Origin of the sequence: Salimicrobium halophilum, assembly GCF_900100295.1 — a bacterium.
GTDB classification, from domain to species: domain Bacteria; phylum Bacillota; class Bacilli; order Bacillales; family Halobacillaceae; genus Salimicrobium; species Salimicrobium halophilum.
In genome coordinates, this window is sequence record NZ_FNEV01000004.1 from 270,644 (window position 1) to 292,595 (window position 21,952).

Annotated in this window: 17 protein-coding genes; 6 read left to right on the top strand and 11 right to left on the bottom strand. The window is 42.0% G+C overall.

The genetic code is table 11. The features are described from left to right. Positions 1-18: 18 nt before the first annotated feature. Genes queC through queE form a run of 3 tightly spaced genes read left to right on the top strand, consistent with a single transcriptional unit; the run spans position 19 to position 1,875 of the window. On the top strand, positions 19-687 hold the full coding sequence (gene queC / locus BLQ44_RS08530) for a 7-cyano-7-deazaguanine synthase QueC (protein WP_093193470.1): 669 nt from the start codon (positions 19-21) through the stop codon (positions 685-687). Next, on the top strand, positions 687-1,154 hold the full coding sequence (gene queD, locus BLQ44_RS08535; protein ID WP_093193471.1) for a 6-carboxytetrahydropterin synthase QueD: 468 nt from the start codon (positions 687-689) through the stop codon (positions 1,152-1,154). Before queC ends, queD begins: the two co-directional genes overlap by 1 nt. Continuing rightward, complete coding sequence (queE, locus tag BLQ44_RS08540) at positions 1,147-1,875, top strand: 7-carboxy-7-deazaguanine synthase QueE (protein WP_093193472.1); 729 nt, start codon at positions 1,147-1,149, stop codon at positions 1,873-1,875. The genes queD and queE overlap by 8 nt, the downstream gene beginning before the upstream one ends. A 39-nt stretch (positions 1,876-1,914) precedes the next feature. Here queE and BLQ44_RS08545 read toward each other — a convergent pair whose 3' ends face one another. Both BLQ44_RS08545 and BLQ44_RS08560 read right to left on the bottom strand, forming a co-directional pair. Next, the gene (locus BLQ44_RS08545; protein WP_093193473.1) at positions 1,915-2,460 is read right to left on the bottom strand and encodes a hypothetical protein; all 546 of its coding nucleotides are present in this window, start codon (positions 2,458-2,460) and stop codon (positions 1,915-1,917) included. Positions 2,461-3,612: 1,152 nt separating this feature from the next. Beyond that, positions 3,613-5,766, bottom strand: a complete 2,154-nt coding sequence (locus BLQ44_RS08560) for a Z1 domain-containing protein (RefSeq protein WP_093193476.1) — start codon at positions 5,764-5,766, stop codon at positions 3,613-3,615. Positions 5,767-5,951: 185 nt separating this feature from the next. Here BLQ44_RS08560 and BLQ44_RS08565 point away from each other — a divergent pair, with 185 nt between their 5' ends. Then, positions 5,952-7,304, top strand: a complete 1,353-nt coding sequence (locus tag BLQ44_RS08565) for an FAD-dependent oxidoreductase (RefSeq protein WP_093193477.1) — start codon at positions 5,952-5,954, stop codon at positions 7,302-7,304. An 89-nt stretch (positions 7,305-7,393) separates the two neighbouring features. Here BLQ44_RS08565 and BLQ44_RS08570 read toward each other — a convergent pair whose 3' ends face one another. From BLQ44_RS08570 to BLQ44_RS08595, 6 genes are all read right to left on the bottom strand, one after another. Next, entirely contained in the window at positions 7,394-9,025 is a 1,632-nt protein-coding gene (locus BLQ44_RS08570; RefSeq protein WP_093193478.1) for a helix-turn-helix domain-containing protein, read from the bottom strand. Positions 9,026-9,029: 4 nt separating this feature from the next. Next, entirely contained in the window at positions 9,030-10,823 is a 1,794-nt protein-coding gene (locus BLQ44_RS08575) for a sensor histidine kinase (protein ID WP_093193479.1), read from the bottom strand. A 210-nt stretch (positions 10,824-11,033) separates the two neighbouring features. After that, entirely contained in the window at positions 11,034-12,857 is a 1,824-nt protein-coding gene (uidA, locus tag BLQ44_RS08580) for a beta-glucuronidase (RefSeq protein WP_093193480.1), read from the bottom strand. Between the two features lie 96 nt (positions 12,858-12,953). After that, complete coding sequence (locus tag BLQ44_RS08585) at positions 12,954-14,276, bottom strand: ABC transporter substrate-binding protein (RefSeq protein WP_093193481.1); 1,323 nt, start codon at positions 14,274-14,276, stop codon at positions 12,954-12,956. 29 nt (positions 14,277-14,305) lie between these two features. Beyond that, positions 14,306-15,094: a carbohydrate ABC transporter permease gene (locus tag BLQ44_RS08590; protein WP_093193526.1), complete on the bottom strand. Its 789-nt coding sequence runs from the start codon at positions 15,092-15,094 to the stop codon at positions 14,306-14,308. Positions 15,095-15,163: 69 nt separating this feature from the next. Next, positions 15,164-16,099: a carbohydrate ABC transporter permease gene (locus BLQ44_RS08595; RefSeq protein ID WP_093193482.1), complete on the bottom strand. Its 936-nt coding sequence runs from the start codon at positions 16,097-16,099 to the stop codon at positions 15,164-15,166. A gap of 259 nt (positions 16,100-16,358) precedes the next feature. On the opposite strand from BLQ44_RS08595, the gene BLQ44_RS08600 reads away from it, so the two are divergent. Together BLQ44_RS08600 and BLQ44_RS08605 are read left to right on the top strand one after the other, a co-directional pair. Continuing rightward, positions 16,359-17,018 carry a YesL family protein gene (locus tag BLQ44_RS08600; RefSeq protein ID WP_093193483.1) on the top strand — a complete coding sequence of 220 codons (660 nt, stop codon included), beginning with the start codon at positions 16,359-16,361 and terminating at the stop codon, positions 17,016-17,018. A gap of 92 nt (positions 17,019-17,110) precedes the next feature. Continuing rightward, a complete protein-coding gene (locus BLQ44_RS08605; RefSeq protein WP_093193484.1) occupies positions 17,111-18,292 on the top strand; it encodes an ROK family transcriptional regulator in 1,182 nt (393 codons plus the stop codon). A gap of 131 nt (positions 18,293-18,423) precedes the next feature. Here BLQ44_RS08605 and BLQ44_RS08610 read toward each other — a convergent pair whose 3' ends face one another. From BLQ44_RS08610 to BLQ44_RS08620, 3 genes are read right to left on the bottom strand one after another with little or no spacing between them, the layout of a single operon-like run. Further along, positions 18,424-19,800 carry a YjiH family protein gene (locus BLQ44_RS08610; RefSeq protein WP_093193485.1) on the bottom strand — a complete coding sequence of 459 codons (1,377 nt, stop codon included), beginning with the start codon at positions 19,798-19,800 and terminating at the stop codon, positions 18,424-18,426. Between the two features lie 4 nt (positions 19,801-19,804). Continuing rightward, positions 19,805-20,920, bottom strand: coding sequence for an amidohydrolase (locus BLQ44_RS08615; RefSeq protein WP_093193486.1), 1,116 nt, complete (start codon positions 20,918-20,920; stop codon positions 19,805-19,807). Between the two features lie 12 nt (positions 20,921-20,932). After that, positions 20,933-21,760 carry a MurR/RpiR family transcriptional regulator gene (locus BLQ44_RS08620; RefSeq protein ID WP_093193487.1) on the bottom strand — a complete coding sequence of 276 codons (828 nt, stop codon included), beginning with the start codon at positions 21,758-21,760 and terminating at the stop codon, positions 20,933-20,935. Positions 21,761-21,952 lie beyond the last annotated feature (192 nt).

Below are 21,952 nucleotides of genomic sequence, written 5' to 3' on the forward strand. Positions count from 1 at the left end.
GGGAAAGGAAGTTGACACATGAAACAATCAGAAAAAGCCGTCGTCGTATTCAGCGGCGGCCAGGACAGCACGACATGCACCTTTTGGGCCCTGAAACACTACGATGAGGTTGAACTTGTAACCTTCAACTATAACCAGCGTCACAACGAAGAACTTGACGTTGCCAGAGAGATCGCGGAGGACCTTGGGCTGAAGCATCACGTCCTCGATATGTCGCTGATCAGCCAATTGGCTCCGAACGCTCTCACCGACGAATCGATCGAAGTGAAAGACGGCGAAGACGGAGAACTGCCGTCCACCTTCGTACCTGGACGTAATCTGCTATTTCTATCCTTCGCTTCGATTCTCGCAAAACAGATCGGCGCCCGCCATATCGTGACAGGCGTGTGCGAAACGGATTTCAGCGGGTACCCCGACTGCCGCGACGTTTTCATCAAATCGCTGAACGTAACGTTGAACCTGTCGATGGACGATACGTTCGTCGTTCATACGCCGCTCATGTGGCTGGATAAAAAAGAAACGTGGCAGCTCGCCGATGAATTGGATGCTTTCGAATATGTAAGAGACCGGACGCTGACGTGCTACCACGGCGTCCACGGCTATGGATGTGGCGAATGCCCATCCTGCAAGCTGCGCCAGAACGGACTGGATGCCTACCTCGCTGAACGTCAGGAGGAGCATGCGTAATGTACGGATTTACGATTGTAGAAAACCTTCAGAAAATCGATGAACATATCAAACGTCACGAACTGAACTATCACAGCAAGCGGGTCATGGTCAGCAAAGAATTCACCTTCGACGCTGCCCATCATCTGCACTGTTATGACGGCAAATGCAAGAATCTGCACGGCCACACGTATACAGCCGTCTTCGGAATCAGCGGTCACACCGATGACATCGGACTCGTCATCGACTTTGGAGATATCAAAACGATCTGGAAAGAACAGATCGAAGTCCATCTCGACCACCGCTACCTGAACGATACGCTGCCGAACATGAACACGACGGCCGAGAACATGGTCGTCTGGTGTTATGAAAAAATGGATGCGGCCCTGGCGGACTACCCGAACGGTTGCCGCGTAGAATTCGTCCGCCTTTATGAAACACCGACAAGTTATGCCGAAGCTCGAAGGGAGTGGATGAGAAATGGCTAAATTCCCGGTACTCGAAATCTTCGGCCCGACGATCCAGGGAGAAGGAATGGTCGTCGGAAGGAAGACGATGTTCGTCCGCACGGCGGGATGCGACTACAGTTGTGCCTGGTGCGACTCTGCTTTCACGTGGGACGGCAGTGCGAAAGAAGAGATCGAAAAACTCGAAGCAGACGAAATCATCGCAAGATTACAGGAAGAAGGCGGGGACCATTTCGACCACGTCACGATTTCAGGCGGAAATCCGGCGCTTCTCGCCCGTCTGGACGAACTGATCGACCCGCTTCACGAGCTCGGAATCGAAGTCGCGCTTGAGACGCAAGGCTCCCGCTGGCAGGACTGGTTCACGGAAATCGATGACCTCACCATTTCTCCGAAGCCGCCAAGTTCGAAAATGAACACGAACTGGGAGACGCTCGATTTGATTCTGGAGAAATTGGATGATGCCGGAAGGTCGAAAAACGTAAGTCTGAAAGTCGTCATTTTCGATAAAGAAGATCTCGCCTATGCGGAATATGTGCATAAGCGCTACCCGAATCTCAGTTTCTTCCTGCAAGTGGGGAATGATGACCTTGAGGAGGATTCACCGTCAGGCCTTGCATCGACGCTGCTTTCGAAATACGAGTGGCTGATTGACCAGGTGATGGCCTCGTCTGCTCTGAACCGGGTACGTGTGTTACCCCAGGTTCATACGCTTGTATGGGGAAATAAACGCGGTGTATAAATCAAAAAGCTCAGGCAGTTCAACCGCCTGAGCTTCTTGCTATTTCCATATTTTCATGTATTTCTTCGCGTATTTTTCATCATCGACACTATCAATGAGGCCTTTTGCTTGTTCCTCGATATACGGATCCTCATCTCTTTCATACAACGCGCGGAGCCCTTTCAGAATATCTTCGCGCAGAAGCGTGCCGTTCTTTTCTTCTTCCGCGGTATAGAACCGCTCGATCAGATAGCCGGTAACGAGGTTTTTTTGCTTCTCCCCACCAAGTGCGACTCGCCATATCGCCTGAAGAGAATGACGGGCCGTGACGAACTTCTCATCTTTCGTCACCTGCCACACTTTCGGAAAATCGCGAAGAATCCGGTTTTCCGGGTCACTGATGGCCAGAAAAGACAAGAATTGAGCCCCCCGGGACCTCCGGTGAGCATCTTTATCGGTCAGCCAGTCTACAAGTTTGTCCCATACTTCATAAGCCCATGGTACTTCCGTTTCCATTTCTTCAAGAAGCGTTTGATAAGCTTCGTACTGTTCCTCTTTCGAACCATTTTCTAGCTGGTGGAACAGTTCTTTCGTTCTCTCGTCCATGTGTCACCACTCCCTTTCCTTCACTTCTATCATTTTACGAAAAAAATCTCTAATCAAAGAAAAAAGAAGCACCACCAAAAAGCGTCATCACCCGGCTCCATACAATGCCTCTCATAGTGGACCAAGAATAAACATAAACAGCTAAACTCCACTTGAGATTCAAAAACTTACAATCAACTGTCATAAAGTAATTGAGCCTAAAAATAGAGAAACATACGAAAAATACCGAAAAGTCTATAAGAAAACGATAAATAGAATTCCTGCTATTAAGACGTAAGAAGCCAAAAAGGTGAACCCTAATTTTTTAAAGAATATTTTTTTACCATTATCTCTATTAATTTTATATAGTCTCCAAATACCGATACACGCTATAAACAAAAAGACTATACTTAACATTGTATAAGACATTTTAAATTCCTTCCTTACATTATGCTTACGGTTATTGTATTTAGCCTGACTTTCCATATAAAATTTTTAATGAAATTAAATAAAGAGTACCTACTAGAAAACCAACAATAGACAATAATAGGGTTGTAAGAAATTTAGTGCTAAGTAGGACTGATAGGATAAAAACAGAAACAGCTATTATCATTGCACTCATAACAAATTGTGTTAATTTAGCATCATTAAATAGGAGAGTTACTATGTGTATGATTGCATAAACTAGTACAAAGTAACTCGGTATAAACACAAAGGCATTTAATACATCTGAAAATAAAGGGAATTGATTACTTTTGTAACTTGCATATTGGAAAAGTAGTAAAAAGATAATAGAAGATATGATTATTCCCCCATAGAAGAGTATTCTATACAACATGTTAGATCTCCCCTCATATAGGCCCAACAATATAGCCAGTGGCATCATTGAATGCTTTTTCAGATGCAGAACTTTCCAAGTAACCTTGACCTCTATAATCGTCGTATTGATTGTCATAATGATTCATAATAGGGTCTATTAGTAAGTTTCCCCACTCGTGATTTATTGTTCTTGTTCTAGCATCTATTTTCCCCATAGATTCAGTTAGCATGTAATTCCATGGGAAGTGACGAAAAGCATCTCTTTTCATTGTATCATTTGGATATGCGTCTTGAGCAGCATCTTTTGTATCAGCTGCATCTAAGAAAATTGTTTCGATATCACTATTAGATAGATTACACAGGGTGAGCTGTGTAAATTGCAGGCTCCATGTTTGCCTGCGTCACAAGAACAGGCCACCAGAATGGGGCCCCTCTCCACCCGTCTTCCTCTCGCCCATTCTGCTGAAGAAGAATAAGCGCTGGATGATCTGTTGCCATACGCCTTGCTACAGCCAATTCACCATAACCGCCGGATGGCGTGTCCGGGGCATCCTCAGACCGACCTTCTGAATCCGTGCGGCGGATGTTCCTATTTTTCCTTACAATGATCCAGACTCCTTTTTCTTCTGCATCCATCGTAAGGTAATCAAGAATCGACGCGTACTCTTCCACGTCCCAGCTGTGCCCTTCATCGAAAACGAGCGTCTCACGGATGTCCAGAAGCAATTGCTTCACTTCTTCGACGGAAACGAAAGCTGTCTCTTCGCGTTTGGTCCACTGATCGATGGTTACCGATATCCCGTTCACATTTTTACGAATATACGATTTGTATCCGGTCTGAAATCCTTTCGGCAGCAATCGTTTGTGCGGATGCAAAGAAGTAAGCCGCGAGAGCAGAATCTTGTTCGGGCTGCACGGAGCGATCCCTTTCGTCCTATCCTTTCGGAGAAATATCATGCCGCGGTCGTGCCCGCCGGAGATGAAGGCATTTCTCAGTTCTGCATCGAATTCGTGAATTTTTTCCATTACGTCATAAATAGCACTCGTCGTGTAGAGTCTCGTCACTGCCATATCGTCGAGGTTGCGGGCGCCGTACATACGGGAGTGCTGCAGCACCGTATCCTGCTGGAACGAAGCCGGGTTTCTTCCATATAGAAAACCGATCATATTCCTGATCGTCACACCCCGGTCGAGAATCTGACCTCCGATGAAGATGTTCATCGGCGTACGAAGGTGCAGCTGACCTTCCGCGTCCAGCAGCTCTTCCACTTCATTATCCGAATTGACCGTAGTGACGACAGCCATCTCGTCGCGCAAGGCTTCTTTTACTGCATGGATCGTCGCTTCATGGGAAGGCACCGATTTCGGTCGCAAGTTCAAAGATCGTGATAGATTCTCGTACGATGCATTCACATATTCCTGAAATTCTGCGGTGTCTTCTTCCGCCGCTTCCTGGATATCAGCGATGATTTTGTTGAAAAGTTCTTCCTGCCATTCATGAGCAGCTTTTCCCCGTTCCGTGTGCACAACCATCGCATATTTCTCCTGCTTCATTCCTGCTGTATGCTGCTGAAGGCGACGCAAAACACTTCCGGTAATGAAATTCAAGATGGCTTCATTCACGTTTGCCAGATTCTTCTGCTTCAGCGCATTATCTCTTTTCACGCGCCGTCCGTCTTTCTTTTTCATAAGATCGAGGTCACTTTGGCGGATGTCGCGGTATAAATAATAGGCGGAAGACGAAGAATCGTGCGAGTCATCGAAATAGAATTCTCCCCCGACGTACTGATCATGGACCGGAACGAGGACCGTGAATGCCGGCCGTACCGGTGCGAATCGCATCTGATTCTCCTTTTCCTCCGGCTGAAGATACAGAGAATAAGGAGTCGCTGTCACTTGAAGATAAGAGCTCCTCTGCAGATTTTTCCTGAGAGCATCGATTTTCGAAGCAATGACCCGCTGCTCCACGACGTTTTTGTCTTTATTCTTTTCATAGGAGACGCTCGCGAAATCAGCTTCGTCATCGATGAACAGCACATTTTTATCCTTCAGATCCGGATACTTCTCAAAAAGCGTCGCCTGAAGACGGTCCATGTTATTCGTTTCTTTCTTCACAACGATGGCGAGACGCTGCTTACGCTCCCAGCGACTGACGTTCGACGGCAGGTTCATGATATCGAAAGCATGCATCTCATCGTCACGGATCAGTTGGTCGAACTCCAGGTGGAGCCGAGACATCGTCTGTTTTACGAGCGCTCTTGTTCCTTTCGTCAAAAGGACGACGATATCGTAGCCATTGTCATACGCCAGCCCCATGATTCCAAGGAATGTCCGCGTTTTCCCGGACTGGACTTTTCCAAGAAGCATCCCGGGCCGATTCGCCGACGTCTGTTCCTTCTTGAGATGATGCACCGTATCCTCCATCGCATCGAGGTAGGCTTTCCCGTAGTTGTTCTTCTTTTTCAGATAGCTGTAGAATCTTCCGTTCGTCTGTACTTGCTGTGTCATTCCGCTTCCCCCTGTTTCCCGTTCCATTACACGTCTGCCATTATACAACAAGTAATCATATAAGCCTTAGAAATTTTATTGTGAAATATTGAACAGAGTTATTGATTTTTATTGCTGGAGTGCTTATAATAAAAAATACATTAGATATTGTGAAATAATTCACAATTAACAGGAGGACTACAATCATGAAAATTGCAGTAATCGGAAGTACACACGCAGGTACAGCTGCGGTTACCAATATGGCGAACCTTTATCCAGATGCACAAATCACGGTTTACGAGAGAAATGATACCGTTTCTTTCCTTTCTTGCGGACTCGCACTTTACGTGGGCGGGGTTGTCGAAGATCCATCCGGCCTTTTCTATACGTCTCCCGAAGAGCTTGCTAACCTTGGAGTAACGATGCGAATGCAGCATGATGTAACGAATATCGATACATCTATACAAACCATCGAAGCAGTGAACCTCGTGACAGGCGAAGCGATTACGGACACGTATGACAAACTTGTCGTTACTACAGGTTCCTGGCCGATCACGCCTCCAATCGAAGGCATCGATTACGAAAATGTGTTGCTCGCTAAGAACTACGATCAGGCAAACACAATCATTGAAGAAACAGCTCCCGTGAATCATGTAACTGTCGTCGGCGCTGGCTATATCGGTGTAGAGCTTGTGGAAGCATTCGCTCAAGCCGGCAAAGACGTGACGTTGATCGACGGTGCTGATCGTATCCTGAACAAATACCTGGACGCCGAATTCACAGCTCCAGTAGAAGATGAGCTTGAGGCCCGCGGAATTACGTTGGCGATGAATCAGACCGTGAAGCGATTCGAAGGAGAAAACGGCAAAGCACGCCGTGTTCATACAGACAAAGAATCCTTCGATACCGACCTCGTCATCATGTGCGTAGGCTTCCGTCCGAATACAGGACTGCTTCGAGGGAAAGTCGATATGCTCGACAACGGAGCGATTAAAGTGGATGACTACATGCAGACGAGTGACCCGAACATCTTTGCTGCGGGCGACTGCTGTGCGGTCCGTTACAATCCGACTGGTGACCACATGTATATTCCGCTTGCTACGAATGCCGTACGCATGGGAACGCTCGTGGCACGTAACATTGAAAAACCGGTACTCCGGAACATCGGTACGCAAGGGACATCCGGGCTTCACCTATTCGGCTTGAACATGGCATCTACAGGACTTACGGAGACATCCGCTTCTCTTTTGGATATTCATGTGAAAAGTGTCACAATCGAAGACACACACCGTCCCGGCTTCATGCCGACAGCTGAGAAAGTAACGTTTAAAGTGACATTCGATCCGGAAACGCACCGGATTCTAGGCGCACAAGTGCTTTCTTTGGCAGACGTCACGCAGTCCATCAACACGATGAGTGTCTGTATTCAGAACGGAATGACTGTGGAAGAGCTCGGCTTCGTCGATTTCTTCTTCCAGCCGCATTTCAATCAGCCATGGAACTTCTTGAATCAGGCAGGACTGAAGGCTGCTGAACCGAAGCACCCGGCGATGGCTTAGAAATCAAAATGAATATTGAATAAATTTAAAGAACCCGAACCATTAAAGACAGGAATGGTTCGGGTTTAGTTTGTTGTGTTAGGAAACTATCAGGTTTCTTGCTTAAAAGAATCTTTTTCATATCTGAACGAACTTGGAGGCACTCCATAAGATTTTTTAAAGGTCTTCAAAAAGTAGCTCTTACTTTCATACCCAAGATCAACGGAGATTTCGTCCACTGATTTGTTCGTTTTACTCAATAGTTCCTGAGCACGTTCCATCTTAACTCTTATCACATGTTCAATAAAAGTTTCCCCTGTTACTTTTTTGAATACTCTACTAAAATAACTAGGATTCAAATGTAAATGAGTTGCAACCTCACTCAAGGTGATTTTTTTATGGATGTTTATTTGCACGTATTTTAGAGCTGAAGCGACATCTGTATTCTCCGGCATATGTTTCATATCTTTCGTGTGAACCATAAGTTGTCTGCAAATACCTACCATCAATTCTTCCAAATAATCCAGCGAATAGGCTTGATTGACCAATTTATCTGTCATACTTACGATTGTAGTATCTTCAAAGTGGGGAAGAGCTTGAAGCCTATGTTTGATGTCCAATACTAATTTTACTGACCAGTCCTTTACAATCGATGGCTCTAACCTCAGCTCCCTCATAGTTTCTAGCTGTTGTACTACTATACTCTCTACTTCATCATAGTCTTCCTTTATCATGAAGTGAACAAGCTCCTCCGTCAGTTCGAGGTGGTTGTGAAAAGAGTTGGATTTTTCATACGGTGTCACTTCAAGATGATTAATAGAGCCATGCTGATAATAAAAAGATTGTTCTTCATTGTAAAACAGCTCTCTCAAGGAATTTGTTAACTGATCCCTTACTTGGTAATCTCGGCCGATAACTGTTGTGAACGTTAACTTCAAATACTTACTAATTTTATAGTGAATCTCTCGTAATATCTTCTCAACTATAGAAGACCCATCGTTCAGTTCGTCAGTATCGTAAGGAAATATAATAAAAAATTTATTTCTAATATAAAAAACTTGTGCATTTTTCCAATGTTTATCCAAAATTTCGTTAATTACATTATCTATGCTAAAGTGAAGCAAGTTCTGTGTTTCGTATTGTTTAATTGCCTCTTCGCTTTTGTCTATATAACACAACACGGGGGTGTAATAGTCATAAGAGAAGTCAATCCCAAGATGTTCTTCTTCCTCTATCCACCAGGTTTCATCTTCTATAAATGAATTGTCGTAAAGTATTTTCTCAATAAATTCAGTTTTAAGCTTGTTTTTGTTCTTTTTCAGGAATTCATATATTTTGTCTGTTTCTGTATCTTTTTGTCGTTTCTTTTCTATCGCTTTCTTCAGAGATTTTAATAAATCTACTATTGTTTCTTCCTCCATGGATTCTTTTAAAATATAATCAAACGCTTCAAGTTTCAATGCTTGTTGGGCATACAAAAATTCATCATGACAAGATAGGATTACTTTATACAAATCTGGATTCTCTTCATACAACAATGAGATTAACTCTATTCCGTTCAGATTGGGCATTCCAATATCAGTGAACAATACATCATAATTATTCATCTTCAGTTCGTTGTATGCTTCTACACTATCATTGAATACTCCAGTAACTTCAAAGCCGTGCTCTTCCCAGGGAATCATCTTCTGCATATATCTTAATACCATTACATCGTCATCAACCAAGGCAACTTTATACATACCGTCATTTCTCCTTTGGAATATAAAAAGTGTAGTCTGTCCCTTTTCCAAGAGTGCTGGTCAAATTCATACGGAATGCTTCTCCATAAACGATTCTCATACGCTGGTATACATTTTTAATACCAATGCCATTAAATGAGTTTTCGCTGCTCTTGTTAGATTGAATTTCCTCTGAAAAGATTGTCTTTTTAATCGAAGCTAGTTTTTGTGAGTCAATACCCTTGCCGTCGTCACTTATTGAAATCAATAGGTGGTCTTCAACGTCACAAGTTTTTATTTTGACACTGCCTTCTTTACTATCGAATCCGTGAATAATTGCATTTTCTATTATCGGTTGCAAAAAAAAGCGTGGAACCTCTTCGTTACAGGTCATCTCATCGAGATCCATCACCAATTTTATATTTTGGTCATGCCTGAAATTCATCAAGTCTACATAGTGTTTGATAATTTCAATTTCTTCCTTAAGTGGTATAAAAGCATTGTTTCTGTTAATGGTCATTCTTAGTAACGATGAAAGGGATCGTAAGAGTTTCGAACTTTCAACATCTCCCTTCATGGAGACGTTTAATCTAATTGCATTTAATACATTAAAGAGGAAATGAGGATTTATTTGAGCTTGTAACATTTCCAATTCCGCTGTCCTCTTTGCTTCTTCTTTGTGTTTGATTTGATCAATCATTTTTTCAACTCGATTCAACATTTCGTCAAAGGATTGACCCAATTTTGAAATATCATTGCTTCCTTCTATATTTGTTCTTACAATAATATTTCCTTGTTCAACTTCTTTAGTTACTTCCCCTATTCTTTCGAGGGGTTTCGTCGTTTCACGAACTAGAATGATAAGCGCTATAAGAAACAAAAGTAAAAATGCACCCTGAATAATGATTGTCGTCCTAGTTATCATGTTGATATTGCCTATGGTCTGCTTGTAAGGAACCAAACTGACCAGACTCCAATTAGTATGTGATACTGACTGAGTTACTAACAAATGCTCTTTCTCATGATAATCCACAACCTGGTATTCATTTTCCATGGATAAATCGTAAGGAAGTTCTCGCCCAATTTCCTGCTTATTGACACTAGATAAAATAGTGCCCTTTTCATTTAATAAGTAAAACTCCTGCATGCTCTCATTAGTGTAATTGCTTAGTACTTCGCTGATATCATTTTCATGAGCGCTAAGCATTACATACACTTGGTCATTATTCGATTCTTGAATCGTTCTCCCCATCGTAATCAAATACGGACTGTAAGAGGATTCACTTTGGATATAATTGGGCTGCGCCCCCATCCAATACGTTTCATAATAGTTCAGAGATTGAAGCTTATCAAACCACTCTTCTTCAAAAATTTCGGAAGGGTTATATTCATTAGTACTATAATTCGTATAATACATATCCTTATCAAATAGAATAGTAATGTAAGCCAAATTAATAGTGTTAGTAATTCCCTCTAAATAACCGGATATCTCAAGTTTCTGCATCGCCATTTTCTGTTCTGCATCTTCCAGGGACTGATCGATTTTTTGATAAGAACCGATCAGTTTGTTGAATTCTGTATCAAACTGAATGAAATTCGAAAGGTACATCAAATCGCTGAAAGACTTATTTATACTCATTTCTACCACGCGCAACGAGTCTTCAGACTGTCTCACAGCTCTTTGCTCCAATATATCCTTGGTCATGTAATTCGATACAATATACGTCATGACCCAGGGTAAAAACACACATACAACAACCGCAATAGTAATACGGTAACGGAGAGATAGACTTGCAGCTCGTTTGAACAAATTTAACATTTAAATACACCTACTTGAAGACTCCTCTGTATATTTTTAGAAAATTCAAAATCATGGTTTGTTAATACTTATATTATAGCAATGTCGTCTATAGATGAAATTCCAATAACAGGAAAGTAATTCTTGATTTTAAAAAAATGCTTTCGTTGACATGGATAATAAACTCCTGTCAACGAAAGCTTTTCTACTGTAATTATATTAATCGAAGCATCAGCCCTTAGTGATCTTATCCTTTATGACCTTATATCCGTAATCGGGTATCGTCATCCATCGTTTACGTAGCATATGTGCTGAAGCTTTAGGTTTTCTTTCACGGGTGAATACTCCTTTTTTATTGCCATTTACACGACGAATATTTTGACTTGTAGCAAAATCTGCGAAGTTCCATACGTGTTCTCCAATAAAAACATCAGTTTCATCAAAAATCTCATGATTAATCCTTAAATATTCATTCTGATATTCCTCTGTAAATAACACGGGGGCTACCTCATGGAAGCCAGCCATGGTGTCCGCACCATACTCAGTCATCATGATTGGTTTATCAGGACAACGCTTTTGCCAAGCTTCAAGTTCAGCTTTCAATTTCACCTTTGCAACATCTAATTCACCACCATGCTCGTACCAACCGTAATAACGGTTCAACCCTAATACATCAACGAGTTCTGCGATTTTATCATGCTCAGGACTGGAACCAATATAAGTAATAATTGTTACAGGCCTTTTTTGAGGATCCTTTCCTTTCGTGAGTTCAACCAGCGGCTCGAAATATTCAAAAGCACCGTTTTCTTCTGTAGCTGCTTCGTTTGCAACAGACCACATAACAACACACGGGTGATTTTTATCACGGGCAATCATATCTTCGAGGACATCCCTGTGGTGGTCGAACGTTTGTAATCTTTCCCAGGTGCTGTCTTCCTTTTTAATTGCTCCAGTAGCATGAAAGTTGAAATGTAAACCAACTGCTGGAGTTTCATCAATAACAACGAATCCTTCTCGATCTGCTAAGCGCATAAGTTCTTCGGAATAAGGATAGTGTGCTGTGCGAAAAGAATTAGCTCCCATCCATTTCATCAAATTAAAATCCATGACGTTTACTGCATCAGAGAAACCACGACCATGGATCGGTGAATCCTCATGTTTTCCAAAACCTTTGAAATAGAATGGTTTATGATTGATGAAAAACTGCCCACCTTCCACTTTGATCGTACGAACCCCAAAAGATTCTTCATAAACATCAACCAACTGATTTTCGTTTATCAATTCAATTTTCATTGTATACAGATAGGCGTTCAAAGGTTCCCACAGGTTTACGTCCGAAATGCTAATTTCACCATTAGCTCCTTCACAAGCAGCTACTTTGTTCCCATCTTCATCAATTACTGTTACTCTCACTAACCCTTCTTTAGGATTTGTATCGACTGAATATTTCACTGTTCCATGGTCACCGTCATGGTCTGTTACGATCGTTACATCTTTTATAAATTGATGAGGAGTTGTGTATAATTTGATTGGACGTTGAAGACCAGCGTAGTTAAAGAAGTCGAAGTTCGGAAGGTTACGAACCACTTTACCTAACGATTCGTATTCTTCTTCCTCATAAATACCTACGGGCAAAGTAGAATGATCTAAAGTGTTATCCAGAGCAATAGTAATACGCAACTTCCCGTCCTCAATGTAATTGTTCACTTCTAATTCAAAAGGGAGAAATCCGCCTTTGTGTTCTATACTGAGAGCTCCATTTAGATAAACCTTTGCAAGGTGAGTAGCAGAACCAAAGCGAAGAACTATTCGCTGCTTTTCTAGATCATTAGGTACATATATCTCTTTCTCATACCATACAAAACCAATATGTTCCTTGATTTCTTTGACCACACCTATGTCATTATAGGAGGCTGGGACAGCCATAGGTGATGAATTAGTCAATTTTTTTTGAGCTGATAGTACTGGATCTGTCTCTCCATTATCTAATTTGAAATTCCATATACCACTTAACTCAATAACATTTCGAGTAGGTGTAATCGTAGGATATAACATTTTTTTCTCCTTTCTGGATTCCGATACTCTTCCTTAGCCTATAACCGCTAACCTAACTTAGAAAGGGAGAGCAAGCACTCCCCCTTGTCAGTTGCATTATTTATTAGCGTCAATTATGTCTTGCACAGATTGCTTGGCATTTTCTATTGTTATATCCAGGCTCTGGCCTTCTAACAGGTATTTTTCTACCTCTGTCTTATATGCACTATAAACTTCTGTCATATAACCGGCAGGAAGGAACTGTTCTGCCTCTTCACCAGTTTCAATTGCTGTAAGAAGAGACGGTACATGGACGGCTTCCGGATTAGACGTAGAGTTCGCAAGTTCATTGAGTACTTCTTCCGTGTCCGTCTGCTTCCATGCAGGAATAGATTTTCCTTGTACAAGCATTCCCTCAGTAGTCATCCACCTCATGAATTTGTAAGCTTCATCCTTATTTTCGGAGCTTTCCCCCATCGACAAAATGTCCGCTGATGCGTATCTGTATTTTTGGTCATTTGAATCATTTTTTGGCCAGGGAGCCCACGCAATTTCAAACTCCGGATCATAACCTCCCCACTCTGTGACCATGTAACTTGGGATTGGTATCATGCTTGCACTTTGGGAGAAAAACTGTTGTCTATAACTTAATTGTTGAGAAATAATATCTGCATAAGGAACAGAAGATTCATCAACCTTTTCCAAGTTATGTCGTAACTGTAATGATTCTTTTACAAGTGGGTCATCCATATTTGAAGAACCATCAGACTTTATAAGTAAGTTTTCTTCACCTTTACCGAACATCTTCAAAGTATCAAAGATTGTAGACCACGTATGAAGATAAGATCCGTACCTTTCGTCTGTTGTTAATGTACTTGCATACTCTCTGTAATCGTCCCATGTCCATTCTTCAGGTATTTCTAGCCCGGCTTCGTCCAAGTGATTCTTGTTCATCATAATCAGATACGTATTGTATTTTGATGGAATACCATAGTATTCCCCATCATCCGTAGCTGGAGCTGGCCCCGTGTTGTATACCTCGTCGAGAGTGATATCTTCTTCATCAATATAATTGTTGAGTGGCTCAACCATTCCCGTCGAAATACGTTTTGCAAGATCTTCACTGCTAGGAAACATGATCAAATCCAGCTCATCGCCAGACGCCGCAAGTAAATCCAATTGTTTTAAGTAATCATCTGCCGACATGTTCTCGACCAAAGTGTTAACTTCTACATTTACCCCCGGATTTTCTTCCTCATAGGTGCTGATAGTTTCCTCCCAATTTCCGTTCTCTTCATTAATCCATGTAAACAATTTTAAAGTGACTTCATCACTTTCCGATTCGCTCTGTTCTGCGTTTTCTCCATTGGAACATCCTGCTAACATCAGACTAGTTAAGATGAGTGTAGAAACCATCACTTCCAACCACTTTTTATTCATATAACCTTCTCCTTTTTTATAAAATTGTCTTACCCTTTTACCCCACCAAGGGAAATTCCTTCAATAACTCTCTTTTGACCAACTACGAATACAATTAGAAGTGGAATAACCGCTGACACTGCCGCAGCCATCATCAAAGAGTAAATAGATCCATGGGCGTCAGCAAATTGTTCAATTCCAATTTGGATAGTGTACAAATGCTCAGAGCGCAAAAAGATAAGTGGATTTTGATAGTCGTTCCAAGTCCATATAAAGCGTAATATAGCATAAGTTGCAATCGCCGGTTTCACTAATGGAAGCGCGATACTAAAGAAAGTCCGGAAATGACCAGCACCATCCATCTTTGCTGACTCGATTATTTCATCGTTAACTCCCATGAAAAATTGTCTCAGCATAAATGTTCCGAATGCGCTAAAGCTATTAAGAAGGATCAACCCTAAATGGGTATCAATCAACCCTACAGACGAATAAAGAAGGTATTGCGGTACGATTATAGCTTGTGGCGGTATCATGTATGTTAGTAGCACAATCAGAAACAGAACATCTCGTCCCTTAAAATGAATCTTTGCAAAGCTATAAGCAGCAATTGAAGAAAAGAAAACGGATACAAAAGTTGTCAAAAAAGAAACTTTGATTGAATTCCAGTAATACAAGAGAAATGAATTCGACCCGAACCATACTTCTTTATAGTTTTCAACAGCATTCCACGTTGATGGAATCCATTCAATTGGATAAGCAAGGACCTCAGCTTCTACTTTGAATGATGCTGAAATCATCCACAGAAATGGCAAAAGGAATATTATCCCTACAATCGTCATTACAATAGTCACTAGTAATTTAGACACATTTATTCTTCTGAATACTTGTTCCACTTAAGAGCCTCCTTTCTAATAGTTAACCCATTTCTTCTGTCCAAACCACTGGGTAATAGTAATTACGACTAAGATAATGAACAATACAACGGCAATAGCTGAAGAATACCCCGTCTTCAACTCTTCGAATGCTTGCTCATACAAATAAAACACCGGTATTGTCGTAGCATTTGCTGGTCCACCTTCGGTTAATACGTTTATTAGATCAAAAACTTTAAACGTATGCACAATCCCTTGAATGAGTAATAAGAAGGTAGTAGGTGTAACCAGGGGTACCGTGATTTTCCTGAATTTATAAAGTGCTGAGGCACCATCTACCTCTGCAGCTTCATACAGTTCAGGTGGTATGTTTTGTAATGCGGCAATGTAAAGGATGAGTTGAAAACCAATTTGAGTCCAAACGATGATAATCATTACAGAGGGAAGTGCCCACGCAGGGTCAGCAATCCATTGCGGTACATTTTCAACTCCTATAGACATCAAAAATTGGTTTATGGGACCTTCGCTCGGGTGAAACAAAACTTGGAATACCAGTGCTATTGCAACAGTACTTGAAATGTAGGGCATAAAGTAGATAACTTTAAATCCGTCTTTGAAATACACATTTTTATTTATAATTACTGCGAGAACCAATGATAATAGCAGCCCACCTGGTACCACTAACAGTAATATAAAGTTATTAACAAGCCCTTTTAAGAACACAGGGTTATTAAATAGTGTGATAAAATTATCTAACCCTACAAAACTAGCCCCTTCTAAACCGCTTACAAAATTCCAGTCTGTCAGACTAAGAATGAAAGAAGCGACAATTGGATAGAGTATTAAAATCGTACTTCCTATCAACATCGGTGCGATAAATAAGTATCCTGAAACGTTATCTTTCCAACTGTTCATTCGTGCCTTTTTTTCTTCGACTACTCTTTCTTGACTAGCCTCTGATCCCGATCGCATTTCATCTCACCTCCTTGTCGTGATTACATTATAGATTTTTGTCGACAACTCCAACAATGTACTATTCTTACTAGTTAGGGAATATTTTTACCTCTTACATAAAACCGATTGAAAGACAAAACAAACAATACGTATAATAACCCCAGATGAAAGCGATAACTAGCTTTCATCTGGGGTTATTAAATAAAGACAGATGCTTTTGTTTGAATAATTCACTGGATAACTGTCTTGTAGCGTATAGGTTATAGGAGGGAGCACTATGTTTCAAAAAGGATTTAGTGGTTTGATTTACAAATTATCTGATTGGTTCTTAAAAATAACTTATTTGAACATTTTGTGGATATTATTTTCTTTATCAGGCTTTATTGTGCTAGGTATTTTTCCAGCAACTATAGCTTTGTTCTCAGTGATTCATTTATTACTCACCACAGAGGATGAGATACCAATATTTAAGACGTTTTGGCAACATTTTAAAAGAGAATTCGTTAAAGGGAATGTATCTGCCTGGTCGATCACCATCATTATTGTAGTAATGGCTGGTAATATTCACTTCTTTAAAACCACCGAAAACCACCTGTTTCATTTTCTTTATTACCCATCTATTGCATTAACGGTCATTTTTGTTATGAGTCTCTTATACTTTTTTCCAGTTTACGTTCAGTATAATATGAACACGTTTCAAAACCTCAAAAATTCTCTTTTAGTAATGATAAGTAATCCCCTCAATACCTTAACTATGGTTTCAAGTGTATTCGTAATTGGTTTCGTTTCTCTAATGATTACCGCTATTCTTCCGTTCGTAAGTGTGAGCCTAACCGCCTTATTTATTATGATGGCAGCCTTGCAATCATTTAAGAGAATCGAGGAAAAACAATCTTTCTACAGAATAATAACTAAAAATGATAACCCGGATTCATGATGAGAAGCTCATCGTAATGTAATTTTACCTGCGTCCTTATCCTTGAGCTTATTACTATAACATCCATAAATCATGAAGAGGAGTTGTTTATTATGAGTACAGGAGATGCTAATTACATCAGGAATCTTAATCGGGAACTCCTCTTAGAAACTATTTTAAGAACGGAATCGATTTCTAGAAGTGAACTCTCCAGGTCTACCGGATTAAACAAGGCGACTGTATCTGTTCAGGTTCAATCTCTTATCGAGGATAAGATAATCAGAGAAACTAGAATAGAAACTTTGCAAACACCTGGACGTCGACCTACCTTGCTAGAAATGAACGGGGATTATGGTTTTAGCATTGGTATTGATCTGGATTATAAGAAAGCAAGAATTGTCTTCATTAACCTTAAAGGAAAACCGTTTTATACAAAAGTTCTCCCTTGCAAAGATGAAAATATTGATACTATCGTTTCAGAAGTGAAAAGTCATTTGTCTCCTCTGATTAAACAAACAGAATCCACTCTCCCTTTTTTCAAGCTAAGAGGTATTTGCCTTGGAATCCATGGCATAATTAATGATAGGGAAATAATCGAATTCACTCCAAAACAAAAATGGACAGATGTCGATTTGAAAGATGGACTTGAAAAGGAATTGAACGTGCCCGTTCACATCGAAAATAACGCAAATTTGAGTAGCTATGCTGAACAAGTCTATTCGGAAAATACTTCTAATCTTTTCTGTCTCACTCTTTACTCTGGAATTGGACTTGGAATTATCTATAATCATAAAATTTATCGAGGGTTTCAGGGGTTTGCCGGTGAAATCGGGCATATGGTAATCGAACCCAATGGGAAACAGTGTGATTGTGGTAACAAAGGATGTTGGGAATTATACGCTTCTGAGAATAGCTTGAAAGAAACCCTTCTCTCTCTTGGTTTAGGTGAGAATTTTAACGAAATTATAAAAAGTGTAAATGCTGAAGAAACTATCACTACTTATATTGAATACTTAAGTTACGGTTTAAATAACATCATCAATATTTTTAACCCTCAGAGAGTTATTTTCAATGGATCACTTATTAACCAAAACCCTGATTTTATTGAAAGGTTGGAATCTTCATTACGCTCGAAAATTATTGACTATGAATCGATAGGTACATCAAAAATCGGAGAATTCGCATGTGCTTTAGGAGGAGCTGCTTTTGTTTTAAAAACCGATCTCGGTGTTAACACATTAAATTTTACAGAACTGCATTACCTAAAAGAAATAAATTCTATCAAGCATTCTTAAAAAATATGGACTAATATCTAATATTGCTATGAAACAATGGTAGACAATTATTAAAAGAAACTAGAAAAGCCACTGGCAGATTTGTCAGAAATGCGTTTATCTGACAAATCCGCCAATGGAAAACCCTGAAATTAAAAGATGAGATGTGCAACAGCGACAACGACCGGTAGCGTAATCAATGTACGCAACAGGAAGATCATGACGAGCTCACGGAATTTCACCGGAAGTTTGGATCCCAGCAGAAGTCCTCCCATTTCTGACATATATACGAGCTGGGTAACAGAAACACAGGCAATGATGAACCTTGTCATCTCGCTCTCGACACCACTACCGATAACAGCCGGCAGGAACATATCCGCAAAGCCGACGACCATCGTCGGTGCGGCAGCCGCTGCTTCCGGCACCTGCATCGCCATCAGGATATATTCGAACGGCGTTCCGATAATCGTGAAAAAGGACGTAAATTCAGCGATGACCAGGGCTACCGTTCCGATCGCCATGACGATCGGAAGTACGCCGATCCACATGTCCAGGACGTTTTGGAAGCCTTCCTTCAGCGTAGCACCCGGGCCCTGACTTCCTTTGGCGCGGAACAATGCTTTCTCTTTCCCCCAGCTGAAAACAGATACACCCTTCGGCATCACTTCATCGGTCTTCTTTGCGCTGCCATCGAAGGTGTCTTCGGTTTTGCGCGACAACGGAGGAATTCTCGGCATAATGATAGCTGCAATCACACCAGCCAGCGTAATCGTCCCGTAGTAATGCAGGAAGTAGTTCTCCATGTTCAGATAGGAAATGACTACAATCGTGAAGGTAATCGATACAACGGAAAACGTCGTTGCGACAACCGCTGCTTCACGCTTGGAGTAAAATCCGCCTTCGTACTGCTTCGACGTCAGCAGAACGCCGATTGTACCGTCCCCGACCCAGGAAGCGAGACAGTCAAGAGATGAGCGACCCGGCAAGGTGAAAAGCGGGCGCATCAATTTGACGAGCATCGTGCCGACGAACTCAAGCAACCCGAAATTGAGCAGAAGTGGCAGGAGTAGACCGGCGAAGAAAAATGTCGTGAAAAGAATAGGAATAAGATCGTAAATAAGTAATCCACCGGTAATGTCTGCTACGATGAAGTCCGGTCCCAGCGTAAGAATGGTCATGAGGGCAAAAATCATGCCGGCTGTTCTCGCAATGACCCAGTTACGGCTGACATCCAAGAGGTTCGTCCAGAAAGGTGATGACGTTACCCAGGTCGGACGGAAAATCTTCGCTACAGCTGTAGCGATTACTGCTACTGTAATGATGCTCACAGCAAGAATCGGCACCCATTCCCCAAGAATTCCATTTACTCCATTCGCAAGGAAGGCAACCGGAATCGTAATCCCGTCCTCCGTCGGTATCGGTATAATGAAAAATAGAATTCCGAATAGGGAGGGAAGGAGGAATTTCATGTAATCTTTACTTGTAAACGCTTCCAATTCTGATTGATTGTTACTTGCTTCATGTCTCATCGGCTCACTCCTTATTATATGTTGATCGATCGGCTTCTTTTAAAAGTTCATAAAGGATCTCCATGCCAAAACATAAGGCAGTCGTATCGAAGGTCATTTCCGGATGATGCAGGCCCGGTTTCAACCCACAGCCAAGACCGATCATCGTCGCTTCGATTTCCGGGTGATGATACGTGTAGAAATGAAAGTCTTCGGCTCCCGGAGACTCACAGATCCCGTCCACCGCTTCTTCTCCGGAAACTTTTCCTATGGCCTTTTCCGCCTTCTGGACGGCTCTTCTATTCACACGTGCTGCAGGAGAAAACTCTTCCAGCGAAAAAGAGATGTCCGCTCCCGTCTCCGATTCAAGACGCTCCATCTCTTCCTCCGCCCGGTCCGTCAGTTCATCCAGCCCTTCGTTTGTGTGACAACGGATATCATAAGTCCAGATACATGTAGCAGGGATAGCATTCGACGCTTCTCCTCCATGGAATTCCGTCACTTTGAACGAAAATGGCTCCTCTATGGAAATACTCCGGAACCGTTCCATAAGTTCAGCAGAAATCTCGATAGGATTATTCCCATCTTCCGGCCGGGCGGCATGCGCAGGTGTGCCGGTCACTTTCCCTTTCAAGCTGACGATCGCCCCGTGCCTGATTGCCGGAGCCGCTTTTCCGGAAGGAACTTCCCGTTCCGGACGCAGGTGGATGCCACCTAGAAACACCACGTTCTTCAGAGCATTGCTATGCATCATTTCAAGAGCCCCGGCAGCGATTTCCTCCGCGGGCTGGAACAGGAAACGTACAGTATGTGTATACTTCTTCGCTTCTCTTGCTACCCGCAAGGCTGTATGTAGCACCATGGTACTATGGGCATCGTGACCGCAGGAATGATTGGCACGGACTTCTCCCTTTACTTCCTGTAGTAAAGCGTCCATGTCAGCACGTAGCGCGATGACTTCTTCCTGTTCCCCGGGCCATTCCACGTAAAAGCCGTAGTGCCCCGGAAATTCATGAATCTCGTACCCAACCTCCCTGAGTCTTTGTTTCAGGTAAAGGGAAGTTTTCTCTTCTCTGCCACTCGGTTCCGCAAGACGATGGAGTTCCTGGTATGTTCTTTCTAGCGTTTGTGTATATTCCATAGCCACTGTCCCCTATTCCAGATAAATATTCTGATGAGCATAAAGCATCTCGAGACGCTGCTGTTTCTTGCTCGAAACGTCGTTCTCCTCTTGTTCCGCAAGCCCCTGGACGAGCATTTCAGAGATGGTCATTGCCGGAGCGATCGAATGATAATCCGTTGTGCGCCCCTCTTCTGTAGTCAGCAGAATATCCGCTTCTCTGCCGAGCGGGGAAAAACGCCAGTTGGTGATGACGAGGACGGTCGCACCGATTCTTCTTGCGAGAGATAGCAGATCTTTTCCTTCTTTGCGATATCGCGGAAACGAGAAAAGAATAAACAGCGAATCCTCTGTAAGATCGCTGAGGTCTTCCACTAGTACACCGGAAGGTTCCGATAGAAATACCCCTTGTTTCCATCGGCGAAGGGAATAATACAACCAGTACCCGGCTGCATAAGAACTTCCATGACTACCGATATACACTTTATCGGCAGCTTGGAGGGCATCCACCGCTTTCTGCGCATCTACCAGATCAAGTTGCGAAGGTAGGCGCTCATAAATCTCCTGTTCTTCCCTCACCACTCGCTTGAAGACATCCGCTTCTTCTTCGTTGTCTACTTGCCCCTGGTCCAGCCAGTCTTCACGAATAGTCTGCTGCATATCGGAATACCCGCGGAAACCGAGTACATAAGAAACTCTGATTACTGTCGTCTCACTTGTGCCGGCTTCTTTTCCGAGCTCCGACGCTGTCAGGAACGCACTCTTCTCCTGGTGCTTCATCAAGTAATCCGCGACTTTCTGCTGCCCCTTTGATAACGATGGGTACCACTTCCTGATTATCTGTTCTAACGTTCGCTTCACTGAAACACCCTTCCTCTTTTTCGTGAAGTTTTTCCTTCATAATAGTTAATCTACTACATTTTATCCTTCATCGCAATAATTTTCCGAAAATTACAATAGTATCGGTTTCTCCCTTAGATTACAGGTGAATTTTGATCAAAGAGTTGTGGTATGGTTAAATCAGAAGAAAGCACTACCAGAAAAACAAGATCT